Raw genomic sequence first — 18,976 nt, 5'->3', positions numbered from 1 at the left:
TCAGCCGCACAGCTCGCCGCACCTGTTGACGACGTGGACGAAGAAGGTGTCCAGCGCGGCCGGGTGCAGTATCTCCCCAGCGAAGCGCTGCCCGTTGTCGGCGATCGCCTCCGCCTCCTCCGGATGCTCGGCCAGCCGTTCATGGACTTTCAGCAGATCCGACAGGTCATGCCGGACGGGTGCGTAGTGGACCCACGGTTTCAGCCCCGCGTAGAAAAACTGGCTCCACTGAGCTTGCAGCAGCAGGACAGATCTCGAAGCCAGGATCGTGGGCACGCGTTTCCACGCCGCCACCGCGCCGTCCAGCGAGATCAGGTACTTGTAGCGTACGAAGCCCTCGGCGGGCACTTCTTCCGCGGGGTCGCCGAACATCTCCCGCAGGTGGCGTCGCAGCGCGAGCGCGGACTCGCTGTCGGTCAGGTTGTCGTACGTGACGAGGCGCGCGTCCAGCACCTCGGGGTGCTTGCGCGAGGCCATCAGCAGCGCGTAGCGGGCGAAGTCGCGCCGGTTGCCGAAGTTCGGGTATCCGGGACCCGACAGCGTGCCCCGCCATTTGATCAGGCCGAGGCGCCGCTCGAACGGGATCGCCGCGGACGCCTTCGCGATGGCGGCGAGCTCGCCGGCGTACCGGGGCCCGAGAATGGCGAAGTCGGGGATGAGGATGGAGTGCGAGCTGATGTCGTCGCCGTCACGCCGGTCGCATCTCAGCAGCGGCGCCCTCATGAGGAACTCGACGAACTCGGCCCGGCCGGCAGGGGAGACGTACACGCTGTCGCTCAGCAGCACGAAGAAGTCCGCGGGGTGACGTATCCGGGGGAGCAGGCGCCGCAGGGCGGGCAGGAGGGAATCCGTCAGCCTGTGCCGCGATATGGGTTTGTCCACGACCACACGCACATCGAGATCTTCAGCGCTGATCCGGCAGCGCACGATCAATGACGGGCGGGACAGCGTCCCCGGTGCGGCCAGGAACGCTTCGAAATCGTCCAGGACGGATTTCTCGCAGCCACTCTTGGCGAGATGCCGGAACTGCTCCTGCTGTCGAGCACGAATCGCTGCCATCGCTTCCGAAGGCATGGAGCTCACGACAGAAGATTACCCCGCCGACGGAACCGATCAAGAGGTCCGGCTAATCGTGGATGACGCGCGCTATCTCGAAGGCCTCGGCCAAGGGGGCGGCCACCTGACTGCCGCGATATGCGGCCAATACCCGCACGCCATTCTCACTTCGCGGGAGCGGCCATTCCTCCACCTCCCCGCCGTACGCGCGCAGCGCCGCCAGTTTGCGTTCGAGATGCTTCTCGGAGACGACCTGCCAGCAGTTGGGGGAGAACGCCGGCCGCAGGCCGGACGCCTCGCCCCAGTCGGTCGCCGACCGCACCTCGGCGCACCGGATCTCGGTGACGCCGGTGCGCCCCGGACGGGCCGCCACCCGCACCGCGGAGCTCACCAGGCGGTGGTCCTGGTTGAGATCGCTGAGGCTGGTGGTGAACACGGTGTCCGGGCCGAAGAGCCGGATCTCCGCCTCGATCGTACGGTTGAGTTCGAGCTGACCTACCTGGTCGAGCCGGTTGTCGCCATAGCCGTGGACGCTGACCTCCTCGATGCCGAGGATGCCTGCGGCCTTCTCGATCGCCCCGGCGCGGTCGGTGGCGCCGCCCCCGGTGGGGTCGCGGGAGCTGTCGTCGCGGGTCAGGACGCACAGCCGGATGCGCACGCCCGCTTCGCTCAGCCGCGCGAGTGTGGCACCGGCGCCCAGGGTCTCGTCATCGCCGTGCGCGACGACCACCAGCAGTCTCCTCAATCCGCCTCCTGCTTTTCGGCCGCTGAGTAATCCGCCGAATGTCCGGGGAGTTTCCGGTCGGCGCGCACAGGCCACGGCAGAGCATTTCGATTATGCTCTATGAATCGTATGCGTCACGGCTGCCCATCCATTTCTGCCAGGAACAACCGTGAGATACCTGATCACTGGAGGGGCCGGCTTCATCGGATCCCATCTCGGCGAAGCGGTCCTCGCGCGAGGCCATTCCGTGGTCGTCCTGGACGACCTGTCCACCGGCCACAACCTCGCCGCGCACACGGCCGGCGGGTGCTTCACCTTCGTCAAGGGCTCGGTGCTGGACGAAGGGCTGGTGGCGGAGCTGGTCGAGGGCTGCGACGTGGTCGTGCACCTGGCGGCGGCGGTCGGCGTCCGGCTGATCGTGAGCCGGACGCTCGGTTCGCTGATCACCAACGTGCGCGGCACGCAGGTGGTCATGCAGGCGGCCGACGCCTTTCGCAAGAAGGTCCTGCTGGCCAGCACGAGCGAGGTCTACGGCCAGAGCCGGGAGATGCCGTTGCGGGAGGACGCGAACCACGTGCTGGGCCGGCCCGAGATCGCCCGCTGGTCCTACAGCCTGGCGAAGGCCGTGGACGAGTGCCTGGTCAACGCCTATCACCGGGAGCGCGGGCTGGACACGATCATCGTGCGCTTCTTCAACACCGTGGGCCCCCGGCAGAGCCCGGCCTACGGCATGGTGGTGCCCCGGCTGGTCCGCCAGGCGGTGGCGAACGAGCCGGTCACCATCTACGGCGACGGCAGCCAGACCCGGTGCTTCCTGCATGTCAACGACGCGGTGACCGCGATGCTCCTGCTGCTGGAGAACGAGCGGTCGATCGGCGGCACGTTCAACCTCGGGTCGTCGGAGGAGACGAGCATCCTGGATCTCGGCAGACGCGTCATCGAGCTCGCGGGCTCGGACTCGGAAATCGTCTTCGTCCCGCACGAGGAGGTGTACGGACCGCACTCGGAGGAGCCGCTGCAACGGGTGCCGGACACCGGGCGCCTGCGGTCCCTGACGGGATGGCGGTCGACGCACTCTCTGGACGACGTGCTGCGGGACGTGATCGCCGAGGTCCGCGCCGACGGATGAGAAGCGCCGGCGCGGCCGGCCGTACGAGGCGGGCATGTCGTCGACGTCATGCGCGGGTGCCGGGCGTGTCGCAGGCGCCGCCGTTGTCGCGCTGGTGTCCGCGGCGGGCGTCGCGGTCGAAGATGCCCAGAATCTCACACGGTCCGCCTTCGGCGCCGATGGCGTGCGGCAGCATGGTGGGGAACTCGGCGGCCTGGTTGGTCTCAAGACGGAAGCGCCGGTGACCCAGCATGAGGATCGCGGTGCCGGAGAGGACGACCAGCCATTCCCGGCCGGGGTGGGCACGCATGCGGGAGGGGCTGTCGGGTGGCGCGGTCATGCGCTGGCGTACGACGCTCACGCCCGGGTCGCCCTTCACGGGCCAGCGCATGAGGCTGTGAGTGTCGTCGATCATCGGGCTGATGACGACGTCGTCGGTGGCGGTCTCGACGAGCTGGTCCAGGGTGGTGTCCAGGGCGCGGGCGAGGGTGACGAGCTGGTCCAGGGCGAGGCGGCGCTGACCGTTCTCGATGCGGCTCAGTGACGACTGGCTGAGGTTGGCGCGGGTGGCCAGCTCTTCCAGGGACCAGCCCTGAGCGACCCGCAGAGCGCGGATGCGTTTGCGTACGAGGCCGTCCAGCTCTCCACCTTCTTGCGTCATACGCAACATCGTATGCCTCAACCGCAAGCCACGCTTACCGTCGTGTGCGGAAGATCGCATGCCCAGATGAGAGGAATCCATGACTACGAACCAGCCTCCGCAGGCCGCTGACAGAAGCGGCGGAGGCGCACCGGACGCGCGTCAGCTGCGCGGCATTCTGATCGCCGTCTCCATCGCGCTGATGGCCGTCATCGCGTCGGTGTCCGGGCTGAACGTCGCCCAGACGCACATGGCCGTCGAGTTCGGCGCCTCGCAGAACACCATTTTGTGGATCATCAACATCTACACCCTGGCCCTGGCGGCGCTGCTGCTGCCGCTCGGCGCGATCGGCGACCGCTTGGGACGCAAGCCCATGCTGATCGCCGGGCTGGGCGTCTTCGGCGTCGCCGGTGTCGCGGCGGGCCTGGCTCCGACGGCCGAGGTGATGCTGGCCGCGCGCGTGGCCGGTGGTATCGGCGCCGCGATGATCATGCCCATCACTCTCGCCGTCATCACCTCCACCTTCCCCGAGGAGGAACGCGGCACGGCGATCGGTGTGTGGACTGGCGTCGCCGGAGGCGGCGGCATCCTGGGCATGTTCCTCTCCGCCCTCCTCGTCGACGTCGCCGACTGGCGGTGGCTGTTCGTCCTGCCCGTGGTCCTGACGGTCGTGGCCCTGGCCATGACGCTGAAGTCGGTCCCCGACTCCCGCGAGAGGTCCGCCCACCGTTTCGACACCGTCGGCGCGCTGGTGTCCGCGGTCGCGGTGGCCGGCCTCATATTCGTCCTGCAGGAGGGCCCCGAGCGCGGCTGGACCGCGCCCGCGACCCTGATCAGTCTCGCTGCCGGTCTCGTCGCCGCGATCGGCTTCGTGGCCTGGGAGTCGCACCGCCGGGACGCCGCGCTGCTGGACGTGCGCCTGTTCCGGGAACGTGGACTGGCCGGCGGCTCGATCACGCTGCTGGTGGTCTTCGGCGTCCAGGCGGGCATCGCCGTGGTGCTCTTCCCGTTCTTCCAGGCCGTGCTCGGCTGGTCGGGGCTGCTGTCCACGCTGGCCCTGATGCCCATGGCCGTCATGATGATGACGACCTCCGGCCTCGCCCCCAAGCTGGCCGCGCGCATCGGCCCCCGCTCGACCATGGCTGCGGGCATCGCGCCGGCCGCCGTCGGCCTGGCCCTCATGGCCCTGTTCGTCTCCGCCGACGGCGGTTACCTGACCATCCTGCCCGGCATGTTCGCCATGGGCATCGGCATGGGCCTGTCGATGGCCCCCTCCACCCAGGCCATCACCAGTTCCCTGCCGCGCGAGAAGCAGGGTGTCGCGTCCGCGCTCAACGACGTCACCCGCGAGTTCGGCACCGCCCTCGGCGTCGCCCTGCTGGGAGCGCTGCTGTCCGCCGGCTACCGCGGCGCCGTGGACGACCGCCTGCGGGGCATTCCCCAGGGTCTCGCGGACACCGCGCGCGCAGGTGTCGCCAACGCCGTCGAGGCGGCCGGCAGCGCGGGCCCGCACGCGCAGGACCTGGTCCACGCCGCCCGGCAGTCCTTCGTCGACGGCTGGCAGCAGGCCATGTGGGCGGGCGTCGCCGTCATGGGCGCGCTGTTCGTCTACATCGCCCTGCGCGGACCGAAGACTCCGCCCCCGCGGCTTCCTCAGGGGCCCCTTCAGTCGAGGACTGCTTCCGCCTCCACCTCCACCAGCACGTCGGGCTCGAAGAGGTAGTCCACGCCGATCGCCGAGAGCGGCGGCAACGGCTGGGGGATCCCCAGTTCGTCCACCACGCTCTCGATGCCCGCCATGAACTCGGTGTACTTCTCCGGCTGCCAGCCGGTGACGAAGAACCGGAGGCGTACGACGTCGGAGAAGCTCGCTCCCGCGCCCGCCAGGCCACGGGCCGTGCTGCGCAGAGCGTGAGCGATCTGCCCCGCCAAGTCGCCCGTGGCGACCTTGTTCCCCTGCTCGTCTCGCGCGACCTGGCCGGCGACGTGGACGTGTCGCGTGCCTGTGGAGACGGAGACATGGTGGTAGGGAACCGGCTGGAACATGCCTTCTGGGGTGAAAAGCTCAACGGTCATGAGATGTCCTTCTCTGTGCGAAATCAGGTATCTCATGTATACCTAGTACAGAAAGGCCACCTCAACGAGACCAGGTGTCATGAACGAAACCACCGCGGCCCAGGCCGGACACCCACCGATCGCCCGCGAACATCGGGAGCTGCTGGATCAGGTGCTCGACAAATGGTCGCTGCTGGTGCTCGACAGGCTCTGTGAAAGTCCCCGGCGCTTCAACGAGCTGCGGCGGGTGATCCCCACGGTCTCGCAGAAGTCCCTGACAGCCGCGCTGCGCAGGCTGGAGCGCAACGGCATGGTGGACCGCGTGGTGATCGCCACCCGCCCGGTCGCCGTCGAATATCGCATCTCCGCGTTGGGAAAGACCCTCCAGGACCTCGTCGACGCGCTGCTGGGCTGGGCGACGGTCACCATGCCGGAGGTCGAGCGCGCCCGCGAGGCGTTCGACGCCGAGCACGGGGAGTGATCACCGTAGGTCGTCCTGCTGAAGAGGACCCCACCAAGACGGAACCCCCGAACCCGCGGGTTCAGGGGTTCCGATGTACTGGGGCCCCACACCCGCGCGCTGCGGGATTCGAACCTGCCCCGGCTTCACGCCGATCCGGACGGCCCGCCGGGCACAGGTCCTAGCGCCGCGATCCGGTCCGGTCCTCTCCGGGCGCCGATCCTCCCGCCAGGGCGCCGAAGACGAGGCGGATCATCGAGCGGGCCAGGGCTTCCGGGTCTCCGTCCGTGCTTTCCGGCAAGGCGCCGCTCAGCCACAGGGTGGTGAAGCCGTGGGCCAGCGACCAGGCGGCGACTGTGGTGGTCCGGTCGTGTTCCGGGCCCGGCGACAGTGAGTGGGCGCTGGTGATGAGCACGTCCGCGGCGCGCTGGTGCGCGGACTGGACGCTGGGATCGTCGACGCGGTAGAGCTCGGGCCGGAACATCACCTCGAAGTAGGGCCGGTGGTCGAGGGCGAAGCGGAGGTAGGCGACGCCGACCTCCCACACGTCGGCGGCCGCGCTCTCGAGAGCGTCGGCGAACATGGCGAAGCCCTCGGCGGCCACGGCCGTCAGCAGGCCTTGCTTGTCACCGAAGTGGTAGGCGGGAGCGGCGTGAGAGACGCCGGCGCGGCGGGCCAGCTCGCGCAGACTCCATCCGGCCGGGCCGGATTCGCCGATGGCCTGAAGCGCGGCGTCGATGATGACGCGCCGCAGGTTGCCGTGGTGGTAGGACGGCTGGCTGATGTTCCCCACCTCCGCGTTCCGGTGATCGACGTGACGACCACACCCTAGCTTGACATTGACAAGATGGCGAACCTCCTCCAATCTATCCGGTGACAAGATTGGAGGACGGGATGGTTCCGTTCATCGCCCTCACCGGCGGCTTCGTCGCGATGATCCCGCCGTCGTTCCCGCGCCCGGCCCTGCTGGTCACTCTCACCGGCGTGCTGGAGCTGGCCGGCGCCGTGGGGTTGCTGTTCGCGCCGGTCGCGCCGTACGCGGCGATCGGGCTGGCGCTGCTGATGATCGCCATGTTTCCCGCCAACGTCTCGGCGGCCCGCCGCGGCCTCACCCTGGCCGGGAAACCCGTGACCCCGCTGCCGGCCCGCACAGCCCTTCAAGTGCTCTTCATCGCCGCCGCCGTCGCAGCGGCCGCGTGACACCTCTCGCGACATCATCAGGAACCGAGCAAGGACAACGCATGACGACCGAACACACCGCCGACATCGACTACATCGACCACACGGTGCTCATCACCACCGACCTCGCCGCGACCTGCGCCCGGTACGAAGCCCTCGGCTTCACCCTCAGCCCCGTCTCGCCCCACCGACTCGCCGAACGGCCCGGGGGTCCGCTCCTGCCCACCTGTACAGCCAACCGGTGCGCCTACTTCGGGCAGTCGTTCATCGAACTGCTCGGCATCGTCGATCCCGCCGCTCCCGACCCCTGGGGCGTCCATCAGCTACGCCGGACGTACCGCGGTCTGCTGATGACCCTCGGCTCGCGGGACGTGGCCGCCACCGAAGAACGGCTGCGCGCCGCGGGCCTGGCCTCCACCGGAATCCGCGCGCTGGAACGAGAGGTCTCCACCCCCGACGGCCCGCGGACCGTCCGCGCCGACAGCGTCCGCATCGATGCCGCCCACACCCCCGAGGGGGCGCTTCAGGCTACCCAGCATCTCACCCCGCAGTACGTCCACCAGCCGCGCTACCTCGATCACCCCAACGGCGCGATCGGACTGCACAGCGTGCTGCTCGTCGTGCCCGACGACGAGATGGACGGCCACGAAGAGCGCTACGCCCGCATGCTGGACGCCGACGTGTGGATCGACGGCCCCAAGCGGGTGCTCCCCATGCGGCACGGACGAGTGGAGATCATCCCGCAGTCCTCGCTCGACGACTTCCTTCCCGGACACACCGTGCCCGCCCTGCCTCTGCTGGCCGCCCATACCGTCGCGGTCCGCGACCTGACCGCCGCCCGAACGCTCATCGAAGGCAACCTGATCACCACCCACACCACCCCCGGCGGCTTCTACGTCACCGCTGACGACGCCCATGGAGTGCCGCTCGCCTTCACCCGGGGGCGATGAGCTCGGGAGATCGACCTTTCGGCCGAGGACGATGGACTCGCGGCCGATGCCGGCGCCGATCCGGAACCGCAAGATCGACTCCATGGCACACGACAGTACCCATCAAGCGCGAAGAAGGCCCGCACTCGTGGCCGCGGTCGCCGGACTACTCGCTCTCACGGCCTCCATCGTCTCGGCGCCGGCCCCCGCCGCTGCGGCGCCCGGCACGCCGTATCTCCCGAAGCCGACCGGCCCTCACGGCGTCGGCACGACCTCCCTGCACCTGACCGACACCACCCGCCCTGACCCGTGGGTCCCCGCGGCCAAGGCGAGGGAGCTCATGGTCTCCCTCTGGTATCCGACGGTGGCGCGTGCCGGGCGGCGCGCACCGTACGTCACGCCCAAGGAGTCGGAGCTGCTCCTGAAGGGCTCGGGGATCAAGGAACTGGATAACGTACCGCCAGAAGCGCTGAGCCGGACGCGGACGAACGCCCTCGCCGGCGCCGAGCCGTCGGGGCGCCGGCGCAGTCTGCCGCTCGTGGTGCTGTCGCCCGGCTTCACCTGGCCTCGCAGCTCGCTCACGGGTCTGGCCGAGGACCTGGCGAGCAGAGGGTACGTGGTGGCCAGTATTGACCACACCTACGAGAACTTCGCCACCACCTTCCCCGACGGGAGGGTCGCCACCTGCGCCGCCTGCGAGAACGTCAACGACGACGACTTCGGCGAGAAGGTGATCCGGAGCCGGGCGATCGACATCCCCTTCGTGCTCGACCAGTTGACCGGTCCGCGGCCCACGTGGAAAGGCAGCGCCCTGATCAATCCGGCCCGGATCGCGATGGCGGGCCAGTCGATCGGCGGGGCCGCCGCCCCGGAGACGATGCTGAAGGACTCCCGGGTGCGCGCCGGGATCAACATGGACGGCAGCATGTTTCTCCCGATCCCCGAGAGTGGACTGGCGCGACCGTTCATGTTGATGGGTGCCCCCTCGGACGACAGCACCTGGAAGCGTGACTGGGAGCACCTGACCGGATGGAAACGCTGGCTGGTGGTGAAAGGCGCGCTGCATCCGTCCTTCACCGACTACGACATGCTGCTCCAGCAGCTCGGCGTGGACCTCGGCGGCGGCCTGAAGGAAACCCGCTCGATGGACATCACCCGCAAGTATGTCGCCGCCTTCTTCGACCTGCACCTGCGCGGCAAGGCGCAGCCCTTGCTGGACAAGCCCTCCCCGCGCTACCCCGAGGTCCGATTCTGCGCACCGTCGGCCGAGAACTGCTGACGTCCCGCTATCGGCCGCGCGGTCCCGGACGCTCCGCTGCCCGCCCTGTACGGGTTCGAGGCTGGTCGACATCAAGACCAGCCTCAGGCGCCCCGCCTCCGCGGTGTGGGACCTAGGAGCCCCTGGTCAGGGTGTAACCACGCGTGACCGCGGTGAGGTCACCGTCCTCCCTGGTGGCGGCGACCAGGTCAGGAGGCCGGGGGACGAAGCCCGGCACCGCGGTCAGCCCGTCGGTCTCGGCGATCACCGTGAGGCGGATCCGGTCCTTCTCCGGTACGCGCAGGGTGATCTGGACTCCCCGGGCGGGGAGGCCGCGGAAGCGGATCTCCGAGGGCCAGGTGCCGATTCGGGTGCCGGTGACGGGCACGCTCACCGACCCGAACCGGCCGGCCGACGCGGTGGCGTGGCTGATCGGCTGGTCGAGCCGTAGCATCACCGAGCGCGTGCCCTCCCCGGCGGTCACCCGCAGTTTCAGCGTGTCCCCGCTGTGCGCCAGGACGTCGGCTCGCGGGCCCTCGGCGGCGATCGCCGGTGCCGGTCCGGTCCGCAGCGTGCCGCGTGCGTACCCCGGGGGCAGCGCGGAGGCGTCATGGCCGGACACGTACCGCTTGGTCCACGGCGCCGGGTCCACGTCGGCGCTGACCCAGTGGGCACGACGAGTTTCGGCGTCCATGACGTACGCCAGATGCGTGCGCCGCGGCCGGTCGGCGTCGAAGTCGTCCACCACGAACCCGGCCACGACCAGCCCCGCCGCGAGGAGAAGAGCCGTCAGGGGCGCCGCGAGGACGGCGGCCCGCTTCGGCCGGATGGCGGGATCGGGCAGGAACAGCTCCGCGATCGGCACGACGATCAGCCCGGACAGGGCCAGCACCAGCGCGCTCGCCCCGCCGAGCGCCAGCCCCATCCCGTCGAAGACGTTCCCGGCCAGGGACGGCAGCAGCATGGCGGCCGTGACCGGGCCCAGCATCGCCACGACCGTCCGCGCCCAGGCAGGCGTGCGGAGCAGGACCGCGGCCAGCCAGCCGAGCGCGCCCGTCAGCGCCGGCAGGGCGAACAGGAAAGACGCCCCGGGAGCGACCTGGGCGCACAGCACGCCCAGCCCGGCGAACCAGGTCAGCGCCCCGACCGCCAGCGCCGCCGGGCCGAGCCTGCGGCGCAGCACCAGGTACCAGCCGAGGACCGTCAGCGCGCACAGGACCGCGATCGCCGCCCGGTACGGCTGCGGGCGGTGCAGCAGCCCGCCCATCAGGTCGTAGGCCGGCCGCCAGGACACCAGCAGTTCCCACAGCCCTTGCGCCAAGACGGCCGACGCCGCCAACGGCACCACGGCCGAGGCCGTCGCCATGATCAGCCGTGGCAGGCTCAGCAGCCGCCTGACGCGGGCCAGCAGCGCCAGGCCCGCCACCGCGACGACGGCCAGCACCGCCAGCGGCCAGACGAACTGACCGGGATACGTGATCATGGTGCCGAGCGCGCGGAAGTAGGTGGCGTCGTGATCGGAGTCCAGCGTCCGCAGGTCCGCGCCGCCGAGGGCGCGCGCCAGCGCCAGCATGTTGCTGCCGTGGTGTTGCAGGCTGCCCGGGTTGAGGTTGGCGATGGTGTCGCCCGCCGTGTGATACAGCGAGGAACGCTGGATGTAGGCGAAGTTCATGCCGGTGAAGCCCGCCTTGGTCAGCGGGGTGAAGTCCGTGTTGTTGGGCAGCAGCCGATACACCTCCACCATGGCGGAGTGGCCGCGCGGCGCGGGGACGGCTCCCGCGAAGGTCTCGACCAGGCGGGCGTTGCCCGCGGAGGTCTCGAACATCAGCGAGGGGCCGCTGACCCCGCGAGCCTCCCAGTTCAGCAGCACGCCGCCGGCCTTGCCCAGGGGGTGCTCGCGGACGAAGGCCTCGGCGCCGAGCACGCCGTCCTCCTCACCGTCCGACATGAGCAGCACGATGTCGTTGCGCGGGCCGGGGCCGCCGCGCAGCGCCCGGACGGTCTCCAGCATCGCGGCCACCGCGGCGCCGTCGTCGGAGGCGCCCGGTCCCATGGCCGCGGAGTCGTAGTGCGCGGCGATGAGCACGGTGCCGGTCGAGTCCGTTCCGCGCAGCCGGCCCACGATGTTGTCGACCTGGCCGAACGTCGCCAGCCCCGCCGCCGAACGGGCACCCACCGAGCGTTGGATCTCCACCTCGAGCCCTGCCGCGCGCAGCTGACCGGCCAGGTAGTCCCGGGCCCGGTCGCCGGCCGGGCTGCCGACGGGCCGTGGTCCGGCGGCGAACTTCTTCAGGTGAACCAGTGCGCGTCCGGCGCTGAACTGGTCGCCAGGGGCGGTGGCCGGCAGCGGCTGCATGGTGCTGTCCGCCATGGCCGTGAACGTGACCACCGCGGCCAGGGTGAGCAGGGCCGCCAGCCCGGCCAGCAGCCGGCGTGGCACGTCGAACAACTTTCCGATCATGGCCAAGAACGGTAGGCCGAGCCGCTCACCTGGCGGAATGAGGCACCCGCCCGTCTGAACCTGCGGTTTTCCGCACCCCGCGTGATCGATGTAAGGGGTATAGTTCCGTTTATTCGGTTACTGAAACGAGGTGCGACATGCGGATCTCCATCACCGACTACGCGGTCGGGGCGACTCTCGCCGGCGATCTGGCCAACACCTCGCCCACCGTGCAGGCCCCGGCGGGCGACGCCCTGCCCACCCCCGGCGCGTTGATGGAACTGCTCGCGGGGCACGGGCTGCGGCTCGACGCCGTGGCGGGCGGCCGGCCGCCGACCGACGACGACCTCCGCGAGGTCCACCTGCTGCGCCGGGAGGCCCGCGGCGTCGTGGAGACCGAGACGGAGGACCAGGCCGTCGCGGGCGGCGCCGTGCTGGCCGGGCGGGCAGGACTCCGGCCGGTGCTGGAGCGCGATCCCGGCGGGCGGTGGCAGTGGTACGTCCCCACCAGGCCGGGCGCGCCGCTGGCCGAGGAACTGGCCGCGCTCATCGGCATCGGGCTGCTCGGCGCGGTCCGGGCGCTCGGGCACGACCGGTTCCGCGCCTGCGCCGCCCCCGGCTGCCGCGGGGTGTTCGTCGACATCAGCCGCGGAGGGCGTCGCATCTACTGCAGGCCCGACGTGTGCGGTAACCGGATCAATGTCGCGAAACACCGCGAACGGCGGCGCTCCGACAGCGCCGCCCACTGAAGAACACAAGGAGAACCCCATGAGCGACCCCATGGACACCCCTGCGGTGGGCGGACCGCCCCTCGCAGGCGCCTTCCAGCTCCCCGACGGCACCTGGATCCGCGGCCGCGGCCTCCGCCATCCGCTGCCGTCGGGACCCAGACCCGACTTCGGCCTCTACCTGGGCTCCGACAAGCTCCGCCGCCACCACGAGAGCGAGCTGCCGTGGCCGCGCGCGTGGATCCAGTGGCCCGACTTCCTGCTGCCCCGCGACCGCGACGTGGCCGTCCAGCAGATCCGTGCCCTGTACGAGCGAGCGCGGACGGGCGCCGCGGTGGAGGTCGCCTGCGGAGGCGGCATCGGCCGCACCGGCACGGTCGTCGCCTGCCTGGCCATCCTGGCCGGCCTCGCCCCGGCCGACGCCGTCGCCTGGACACGCGAGCACCACCACCGTCGGGCCATCGAGACCCCTTGGCAGCGCCGCTGGGTGCTGCGCTTCCCGCCGTCGCTCGGCTCGGATTGACGCGACCAGGCCGCTGAACGCCTTGCTGATGTCGGAGGGGGGTCGGCCGGGAGAGCGCGAGGAACTGCGGCATTTCCACCTATGCGCGTCAACGCCCTCGATCGCAATCTGCCCAGGGTCCCCGTTCGCCGCCGGGCCCATCCTGCGGACCGCGAGTCGTACCAGGACAAAAGACCAGCTCAGACGGTGTTTGAACTGGTCTGGACGGCGCGCCCTGCAGGACTCGAACCTGCGGCCGGGACACCCAAGAGCCATACGTCGGCTGGACGAAGAAGACTGCCAGCATGGCGAAGGGCGCCACCAGACCGACAGCCGGCCAGTAGGGCAAGCGCGGCCACCATATTGAGCGGGAAGGGCGCTAGCGCGACGACTGCTCGCGGGCGAGAATCGCACCGAGGGTGGCGGCGAGTAGAGGAAGGCCGACGACGACGGCCACGATCGCCGGCCAGGGAGTCTCGAACGGCACCCGTACCGGTTCTTCCCACGTGATACGCACCGTCAGGGGCCACAGCAGCAACATCCCGGCGGGACATCCGGCGACCGCGCCAAGCACCGTGCCGTACAGGGTGCTCAGACCCGCGCGGAAAGCGCAGAACCACCGGAAGGCCGTGGCTGATCCGTTGCCGGCCCGCCTCAGGACCCGGGCCTGGCGCGCGTTGGCGGCCTTTCCGAATCCGGTGGCCAGCGTGCACGCGAGGGCGATGAGGAGCGCCACCGCGACGACGGGCATCCACCAGGTCGAAGCTTCGAAGCCCCGCTCGACGTAAGTTTCCGCGACCGCGTCGTCCAGTCGGTCGTCGAGGCGCTCCTGCTCCTGCACGGTGACCCGGCGGAGGGTGGGGTCGACGATCAGTTCGTTTGGTTGGAGCTGGTAGCCGAGATCCTGGACGATCTTCGAGGGGATGAAGATCGTCTCCATGTGCGTCCCGGCGGTCCTGGTGATGACCGCCGGGACGGTCCTGGTCGTCGCTGTCTCATCGTTCTCGTTGATCTCGTAGAAGAGTTCGACCGAGTCGACTTTCACCTCGGCTGACGTGATCACCACGGCCATGCTCTCGTCGTACGGTGTCGACTGATCGCCCGTGAGGTACCGCAGCAGCTTCTCGTTGCCGATGGCATAGTCCCAGTAGACGGCCTCCTCTGGTATTTCGACGTTTTCCGCCCTCGCGTCGAAGTACCAGGATTCGCCCGAGGGGCGCTCGCTCTGGGCGATCGGCACCCCGGGTAATTCCTGCTCGATCGCCGCTCGTACGGTGTTCGCATCGGCCGCCGAGAAAGGTTGCTGCTCGTACAAGGCGGTTGACCGGATCAACAAGGTGCCCGGCCGGGCCTGGGGAGAGTATTCGGCCCTGCTCTGCGTTGTTACGCCGACCGCGATGACCGTCAGCGCGATGCCGAAGGCCGTCGCCATCATCGTCAGCGTGATAGCGAGCACCGCGCGGCCACGACGGTGGGCCAGGTCGCGGGCCGCCAGGCGGAGGGGCAGCGGCAGCCGTTCCATGTACGGGCCTGAGAGCTGCAGCAGCCACGAAGGCAGCGGGCCGAGACCGGCGACGAGCAGACCCGCGCCTATGAGGGAGATCAGCAGCATCCCGAGGAATTCGATGGCGCCGTAGCGCGAATCCTCCCTCCCCAGCCAGGCGCCGAGCCCCATCAACAAGACGCCGGCGATCGACACCAACAGTCCCACGACGACGAAGCGCAAGCGCATGACCTTGTGGCGGTCAGGCGGGGCGGTGAGCATCGCGGCAGGGATGGCCCCGGCTGCGGGAAGGCCCGCGAACAGGACGAAGAACGCGGTCAGGAAGGCGTACCCTGCAAGATCGAAAAGCATGGCGGAATAGTAGTGAGCCGCAACAGGCCGTGCCGGTACAGCAGCGGCAGCACTTCGCCGATGGGGGAGGACTTGCGGATCCAAGCGGGCAGAATCGCCGAGAAGAACCGCCGCCGCTGGCCTTGTCGATGCGCTTGTCGTTGAGGCGTAGGGCCATGACCTCGATCGCGCCGGCCGTGGTGAGAATCTTTTGCGGTTGGTGGCCGTTGCGCACGACCAGCCGGAGGCCCTTCTCGTCACGCTCGCCGGCGAAGGCGGCGATGTAGCCATCGACCTCGGCCTGCAATGCGCCGGCGAGCATCTTGCGGGCGCCCTCACGAACGATCTGCTCGATCAACGAGGGCGAGGCAGGAGCGGCCGAGCCGCCGTGGTGGTCAGCGGGCAACTCGGGCACTACGGTAAGCGGCACGGGTGCGCTTCCCGACCGACGTTGGCGCGTCGGCCTTATCCCGAAACTCTGATCAGATGATTCGGGAAGGTACACCCCTTCCCGTCAGATCCACAGGTTTCGCCGCCGGCTTCATCATCTCGGCGGCGGGCGGTCCGCCAATAGTCCAAAAGGAACCCCTTGATCGATAAGAGCTACTATCGCTGGTTCAATGGGTACACCAATAACGTCCTCGCGCTCACATGGTGCTCCGCCGCGACGACCGATGACGTCCTGGCGGCCTGCCATATCCCGCCCGAGATCACGGAGCCGATGAAATTCCTGGGTGGCGATGTCGACATGCTCATCGGGCGTCTCGGCACAGGGACTGTCATCCTGGACTACAGCGTCGATTGCCCTACGCCCGGTGCTCTTCCCGCCCTGGCGCGGCAAGGGCCTTGCCTGAGGGCTGCGTGGTGCGACGAAGTCCCGGCGATCGTGTCCTATCACCATCAAGACGGCCGCATGATCGAGTTCGACGCGGCAAGTCGCGACTGGTACCCGAACCCCGATCTCGCCAGTGTCGAACGGTGGATCGCCACCACACCTGGCGGCAAGGAATCATGGGACGACCGCTGGGGCCGCGCCGTACTCGTCACGGCTGAAGCATTGGTGGAAGCTTCTGTCGATGAAGAATGGATGCGATCCATGCACCTCGGCGTCACCTTCCCCGCCGAGTACTCCAGCTGACACTTGGCGATCTTGAGGCGTCGAGGTCGCATGCAAACGGCCCGTCGCGCCGCGAATGCGTACGTGCGTGGACAGGAAGGGCGGGCCAAACCGAGGGCAGTCACGCGCCGGTGGCTCTCGACCCGGGGACCCTGGCCGTCCTGCGGGCGCACCACCGGCGCTGGCATGAAGAACGGCCGGCGTCGGCGGGAGCATGGCGTGAGTCGGGACGGATCTTCACCCGGGAGGACGGCAGCGAGCTGGAGCCGGACTGGGTGTCGGAGCATTTCGAGCGGCTGACCTCCGCCGCCGGACTGCCTCCGATTCGGCATGATCTTCGGCATGGCACGGCAACGCTGGGCTCTGGCGGCGGGCAATGACATGAAGACCACGAGCGCGATGACGCGGCACCCCAGTCAAGCGATCACGTCGGATACCTACACCAGTGTGTTGCCGGAGATGGCTCGGGCGGCGGCGGAGGCGAGCGCGGCTCTGGTCCCCCCGGAGCGTTCGCGTGGGGGAGGCGTCCGAAACTGGCGGTCCCCCTTCGGTCCCCCCGAGCGGCTCCGCTGGACTGCCAGATCCAGAGGCGCCGAATACTCGCAGGTCATAGCCTCGCGATAAGCGCGCCCTGCAGGATTCGAACCTGCGACCGTCGGATTAGAAGTCCGATGCTCTGTCCAGCTGAGCTAAGGGCGCTCTCGCCTTATTGTGCATGATCCGGCGACGTGTCATGCACACGTTTTCCACCGTGTCAGCCCGCCCTCACCGCCCTCGTGCGCTCCTGTCCGTCACCTCCTCATCCCCAGATCCCCTCTCCCATCACCCTGAACTGCATGAAAAACCCCACGCGAGGGGGTGGGAGAGGGTCTAAGCTGTCGTGGCATGTTCGCGACGCTCCTGCATGAGATCCCCTTGCAGGGCGGGGATGTGACCGATGGCGTGGTGCGCGTCGGTGACACGGTGCGCAGGCCGGCGAGGTCGTCGACGCCTGCCGTGCATGCCCTGCTCCGCCATCTGGAAGCCGCAGGTTTCCGGGGAGCGCCGCGCGTACTCGGGTTCGACGCGCTGGGACGCGAGGTGCTCACCTACCTGCCGGGTGCGACGGGGGTGAGTCCGGTGTCGGTCTCCGACGGCGCGCTGGCTGATCTGGCGCGGTTGTTACGCGGGTTCCACGACGCGGCCGAGGGGTTTCCGCTCGCGCCTGGCGGGTGGGACGGCGGGTCGAACGACGACGCGCCGCCGGAGGTGATCGGTCACTGCGATCTGACGCCGGCCAACGTGGTGTTCGCGGACGGGGCTCCGTACGCCATGATCGATTTTGATCAGGCGCGGCCGACGACGCGGGTGTTCGACGTGGTGACGACGTTGCGTCACTGGGCGCCGATCGCGGATCCGGTCGATCGGCATCCGTTGCTGCGCGGGGTGGACGTGGGGGAGCGGCTGCGGCTGTTCTGTGACGCGTACGGGTTGCGGCCGAGGGAGCGGCGGCGGCTGCTGGAGGTGGCGCGGTTGCGGTTCCATCGCTCGTACGAGGTGATGAAGGCGCGGGCGGCGGGCGGCGGGAGCTGGGCGACGCTGTGGGACGGTGGCGCGGGTGAGCGGATCCGGCGGGCGTCGGCCTGGCTGGACGCGCACGAGGACAGGCTGCGGGCGCACCTGGTCTGACCCCGCCAAGGAAGCTCCGCCAGAACCCCCCGGAACCCTCCGCCAAGGCTGTCCGCCAGGATGTCCTCCATGAGATCTGGTCGTGCCGCCGGGCTGGCGCTAGGGGTGATGCTCGACGCCGTATTCGCCGATCCCAGGAGGGGGCATCCGGTCGCGTTGTTCGGGCGGGCCGCGTCCTGGTTCGAGGGCAGGGTGTACGGGGACGCGCGGGTGAACGGCGTGGGGTACGTGGCGGTCTGCGTGGGGGTGGCGGCCGGGGCCGGGTTGCTGGCGGAGCGGGCCCGGAGTCCGCTGGCGCGCACGGTGTCGACCGCGGCGGCCACCTGGGCGGTGCTGGGCGCGACGACGCTGGCGCGGGAGGGGGCCTGCATGGCGTCCGCTCTGGAGGCCGGTGATCTGGGGGCGGCGAGGGAGCGGCTGCCGCATCTGTGCGGGCGCGACCCGTCGGGGCTGAAGGCGCCGGAGCTGGCGAGGGCGACGGTCGAGTCGCTGGCCGAGAACACCTCCGACGCGGTGGTGGCGCCGCTGTTCTGGGGGGTGGTGGCGGGGGTGCCGGGGCTGCTGGCCTACCGGGTGATCAACACGCTGGACGCCATGGTGGGTCACCGGTCGCCGCGGTACGAGCGGTTCGGGTGGGCGGCGGCGCGGCTGGACGACGTGGCCAACTACGTGCCGGCCCGGCTCACGGGGCTGATCACCGTGCTGGCCGCGCCGGACCGGCGGCGGGCGCTGGCCGTGCTGGCGCGCGACGGGCACCGTCATCCGAGCCCGAACGCCGGGCGGTGCGAGGCCGCCTTCGCGGGCGCGCTCGGCGTCACGCTCGGCGGCGCCAACGTGTACGGCGGCAGGGTGGAGCACCGGCCGGCCATGGGTGACGGGCCGCCGCCGGGCGTGGGCGACATCCGGCGGGCGGTGCGGCTGACCCGGGCGGTGAGCCTGGTGGCGGCCGGCGCGGCGGTGCTCGCCGCGTGGGGGATGGCGCGGCGGCGGGTCACATCAGCCGGTTGAGGTTGGCCACCAGCCAGAGGACGAACCCGGTGACGACGGCCATCCACAGCATGGACCTGGTGGCGTTGGCGGCCACCTGTCTGCGTGCGATGACCAGTCTCATCGCGTCACGCCACGCCTGGCGGGTGGCGACCAGCGTCTGGTAGCGGCGCCCGGCGATGAACAGCGCGATCGCGATGACGAGGAACAAGATGACGCGGCCGTCTGCGGCTTCCACGAGAGCCTCCTTCGACATCCACATGGAGTGAGGGCTCCGCAGCTTGATACACC

At 69.8% G+C, this 18,976-nt stretch carries 19 protein-coding genes, 2 tRNA genes and 1 pseudogene; 11 read left to right on the top strand and 11 right to left on the bottom strand.

All coding sequences use genetic code 11. The annotated features are described in order from the left end of the window. Both ACIBF7_RS29830 and ACIBF7_RS29825 read right to left on the bottom strand, forming a co-directional pair. Entirely contained in the window at positions 1 to 882 is an 882-nt protein-coding gene (locus tag ACIBF7_RS29830; protein ID WP_397198656.1) for a glycosyl transferase family 90, read from the bottom strand. A gap of 244 nt (positions 883 to 1,126) precedes the next feature. Beyond that, the gene (locus tag ACIBF7_RS29825) at positions 1,127 to 1,801 is read right to left on the bottom strand and encodes a PIG-L deacetylase family protein (protein WP_364237605.1); all 675 of its coding nucleotides are present in this window, start codon (positions 1,799 to 1,801) and stop codon (positions 1,127 to 1,129) included. 148 nt (positions 1,802 to 1,949) lie between these two features. Here ACIBF7_RS29825 and ACIBF7_RS29820 point away from each other — a divergent pair, with 148 nt between their 5' ends. After that, the gene (locus tag ACIBF7_RS29820) at positions 1,950 to 2,909 is read left to right on the top strand and encodes an NAD-dependent epimerase/dehydratase family protein (RefSeq protein ID WP_364237608.1); all 960 of its coding nucleotides are present in this window, start codon (positions 1,950 to 1,952) and stop codon (positions 2,907 to 2,909) included. 46 nt (positions 2,910 to 2,955) lie between these two features. Here ACIBF7_RS29820 and ACIBF7_RS29815 read toward each other — a convergent pair whose 3' ends face one another. Continuing rightward, positions 2,956 to 3,549 (bottom strand): XRE family transcriptional regulator, encoded by a 594-nt coding sequence (locus tag ACIBF7_RS29815; protein WP_364237611.1) that lies wholly within the window; start codon positions 3,547 to 3,549, stop codon positions 2,956 to 2,958. Between the two features lie 79 nt (positions 3,550 to 3,628). Here ACIBF7_RS29815 and ACIBF7_RS29810 point away from each other — a divergent pair, with 79 nt between their 5' ends. After that, a complete protein-coding gene (locus tag ACIBF7_RS29810) occupies positions 3,629 to 5,251 on the top strand; it encodes an MFS transporter (protein WP_364237614.1) in 1,623 nt (540 codons plus the stop codon). On the opposite strand, the gene ACIBF7_RS29805 is transcribed toward ACIBF7_RS29810, so the two are convergent. After that, positions 5,194 to 5,604 carry a RidA family protein gene (locus tag ACIBF7_RS29805; protein WP_148029823.1) on the bottom strand — a complete coding sequence of 137 codons (411 nt, stop codon included), beginning with the start codon at positions 5,602 to 5,604 and terminating at the stop codon, positions 5,194 to 5,196. The two genes, ACIBF7_RS29810 and ACIBF7_RS29805, sit on opposite strands and share 58 nt — an antisense overlap. A 79-nt stretch (positions 5,605 to 5,683) precedes the next feature. Here ACIBF7_RS29805 and ACIBF7_RS29800 point away from each other — a divergent pair, with 79 nt between their 5' ends. Beyond that, entirely contained in the window at positions 5,684 to 6,064 is a 381-nt protein-coding gene (locus ACIBF7_RS29800; RefSeq protein ID WP_219547975.1) for a helix-turn-helix domain-containing protein, read from the top strand. A gap of 160 nt (positions 6,065 to 6,224) precedes the next feature. On the opposite strand, the gene ACIBF7_RS29795 is transcribed toward ACIBF7_RS29800, so the two are convergent. Next, on the bottom strand, positions 6,225 to 6,836 hold the full coding sequence (locus ACIBF7_RS29795) for a TetR/AcrR family transcriptional regulator (RefSeq protein WP_271279896.1): 612 nt from the start codon (positions 6,834 to 6,836) through the stop codon (positions 6,225 to 6,227). 80 nt (positions 6,837 to 6,916) lie between these two features. Between ACIBF7_RS29795 and ACIBF7_RS29790 the strand changes: the two genes are divergently transcribed. The 3 genes from ACIBF7_RS29790 (at position 6,917) to ACIBF7_RS29780 (ending at position 9,430) form a co-directional block, all read left to right on the top strand. Beyond that, positions 6,917 to 7,243 carry a hypothetical protein gene (locus ACIBF7_RS29790; protein WP_397198655.1) on the top strand — a complete coding sequence of 109 codons (327 nt, stop codon included), beginning with the start codon at positions 6,917 to 6,919 and terminating at the stop codon, positions 7,241 to 7,243. A gap of 41 nt (positions 7,244 to 7,284) precedes the next feature. Next, positions 7,285 to 8,172 carry a VOC family protein gene (locus ACIBF7_RS29785; protein WP_397198654.1) on the top strand — a complete coding sequence of 296 codons (888 nt, stop codon included), beginning with the start codon at positions 7,285 to 7,287 and terminating at the stop codon, positions 8,170 to 8,172. A gap of 82 nt (positions 8,173 to 8,254) precedes the next feature. Further along, positions 8,255 to 9,430: an alpha/beta hydrolase family protein gene (locus tag ACIBF7_RS29780; RefSeq protein ID WP_397198653.1), complete on the top strand. Its 1,176-nt coding sequence runs from the start codon at positions 8,255 to 8,257 to the stop codon at positions 9,428 to 9,430. Positions 9,431 to 9,542: 112 nt separating this feature from the next. Here ACIBF7_RS29780 and ACIBF7_RS29775 read toward each other — a convergent pair whose 3' ends face one another. Next, the gene (locus ACIBF7_RS29775) at positions 9,543 to 11,870 is read right to left on the bottom strand and encodes a M28 family peptidase (RefSeq protein WP_397198652.1); all 2,328 of its coding nucleotides are present in this window, start codon (positions 11,868 to 11,870) and stop codon (positions 9,543 to 9,545) included. Between the two features lie 137 nt (positions 11,871 to 12,007). Here ACIBF7_RS29775 and ACIBF7_RS29770 point away from each other — a divergent pair, with 137 nt between their 5' ends. Together ACIBF7_RS29770 and ACIBF7_RS29765 are read left to right on the top strand one after the other, a co-directional pair. Next, positions 12,008 to 12,598 carry a CGNR zinc finger domain-containing protein gene (locus ACIBF7_RS29770; RefSeq protein ID WP_148029835.1) on the top strand — a complete coding sequence of 197 codons (591 nt, stop codon included), beginning with the start codon at positions 12,008 to 12,010 and terminating at the stop codon, positions 12,596 to 12,598. Between the two features lie 19 nt (positions 12,599 to 12,617). After that, positions 12,618 to 13,100, top strand: coding sequence for a protein-tyrosine phosphatase family protein (locus tag ACIBF7_RS29765; RefSeq protein WP_261808358.1), 483 nt, complete (start codon positions 12,618 to 12,620; stop codon positions 13,098 to 13,100). Positions 13,101 to 13,308: 208 nt separating this feature from the next. Here ACIBF7_RS29765 and ACIBF7_RS29760 read toward each other — a convergent pair. The 3 genes and pseudogenes from ACIBF7_RS29760 to ACIBF7_RS29750 form a co-directional block, all read right to left on the bottom strand. After that, positions 13,309 to 13,398 (bottom strand) — tRNA-OTHER (locus tag ACIBF7_RS29760). Between the two features lie 60 nt (positions 13,399 to 13,458). After that, on the bottom strand, positions 13,459 to 14,934 hold the full coding sequence (locus ACIBF7_RS29755; RefSeq protein ID WP_397198651.1) for a hypothetical protein: 1,476 nt from the start codon (positions 14,932 to 14,934) through the stop codon (positions 13,459 to 13,461). A gap of 23 nt (positions 14,935 to 14,957) precedes the next feature. Next, positions 14,958 to 15,319 (bottom strand): annotated as a pseudogene (locus ACIBF7_RS29750) (IS256 family transposase); the annotation flags it as partial. A gap of 183 nt (positions 15,320 to 15,502) precedes the next feature. On the opposite strand from ACIBF7_RS29750, the gene ACIBF7_RS29745 reads away from it, so the two are divergent. Continuing rightward, entirely contained in the window at positions 15,503 to 16,051 is a 549-nt protein-coding gene (locus ACIBF7_RS29745) for a hypothetical protein (protein ID WP_397198650.1), read from the top strand. 604 nt (positions 16,052 to 16,655) lie between these two features. On the opposite strand, the gene ACIBF7_RS29740 is transcribed toward ACIBF7_RS29745, so the two are convergent. Continuing rightward, positions 16,656 to 16,729, bottom strand: a tRNA-Arg gene (locus tag ACIBF7_RS29740). A 186-nt stretch (positions 16,730 to 16,915) separates the two neighbouring features. Here ACIBF7_RS29740 and ACIBF7_RS29735 point away from each other — a divergent pair. Next, positions 16,916 to 17,698 carry a phosphotransferase gene (locus ACIBF7_RS29735; RefSeq protein ID WP_397198649.1) on the top strand — a complete coding sequence of 261 codons (783 nt, stop codon included), beginning with the start codon at positions 16,916 to 16,918 and terminating at the stop codon, positions 17,696 to 17,698. 69 nt (positions 17,699 to 17,767) lie between these two features. Then, positions 17,768 to 18,706, top strand: coding sequence for a cobalamin biosynthesis protein (locus ACIBF7_RS29730; protein WP_397198648.1), 939 nt, complete (start codon positions 17,768 to 17,770; stop codon positions 18,704 to 18,706). Here ACIBF7_RS29730 and ACIBF7_RS29725 read toward each other — a convergent pair. Further along, on the bottom strand, positions 18,690 to 18,923 hold the full coding sequence (locus tag ACIBF7_RS29725; RefSeq protein WP_148029841.1) for a hypothetical protein: 234 nt from the start codon (positions 18,921 to 18,923) through the stop codon (positions 18,690 to 18,692). The genes ACIBF7_RS29730 and ACIBF7_RS29725 overlap by 17 nt on opposite strands. Positions 18,924 to 18,976: the final 53 nt, after the last annotated feature.

It is taken from the genome of Nonomuraea sp. NPDC050478, from assembly GCF_044458265.1.
Classification (GTDB): Bacteria; Actinomycetota; Actinomycetes; order Streptosporangiales; family Streptosporangiaceae; genus Nonomuraea; species Nonomuraea ferruginea.
This window is presented reverse-complemented; position numbering and strand designations above follow the sequence as displayed.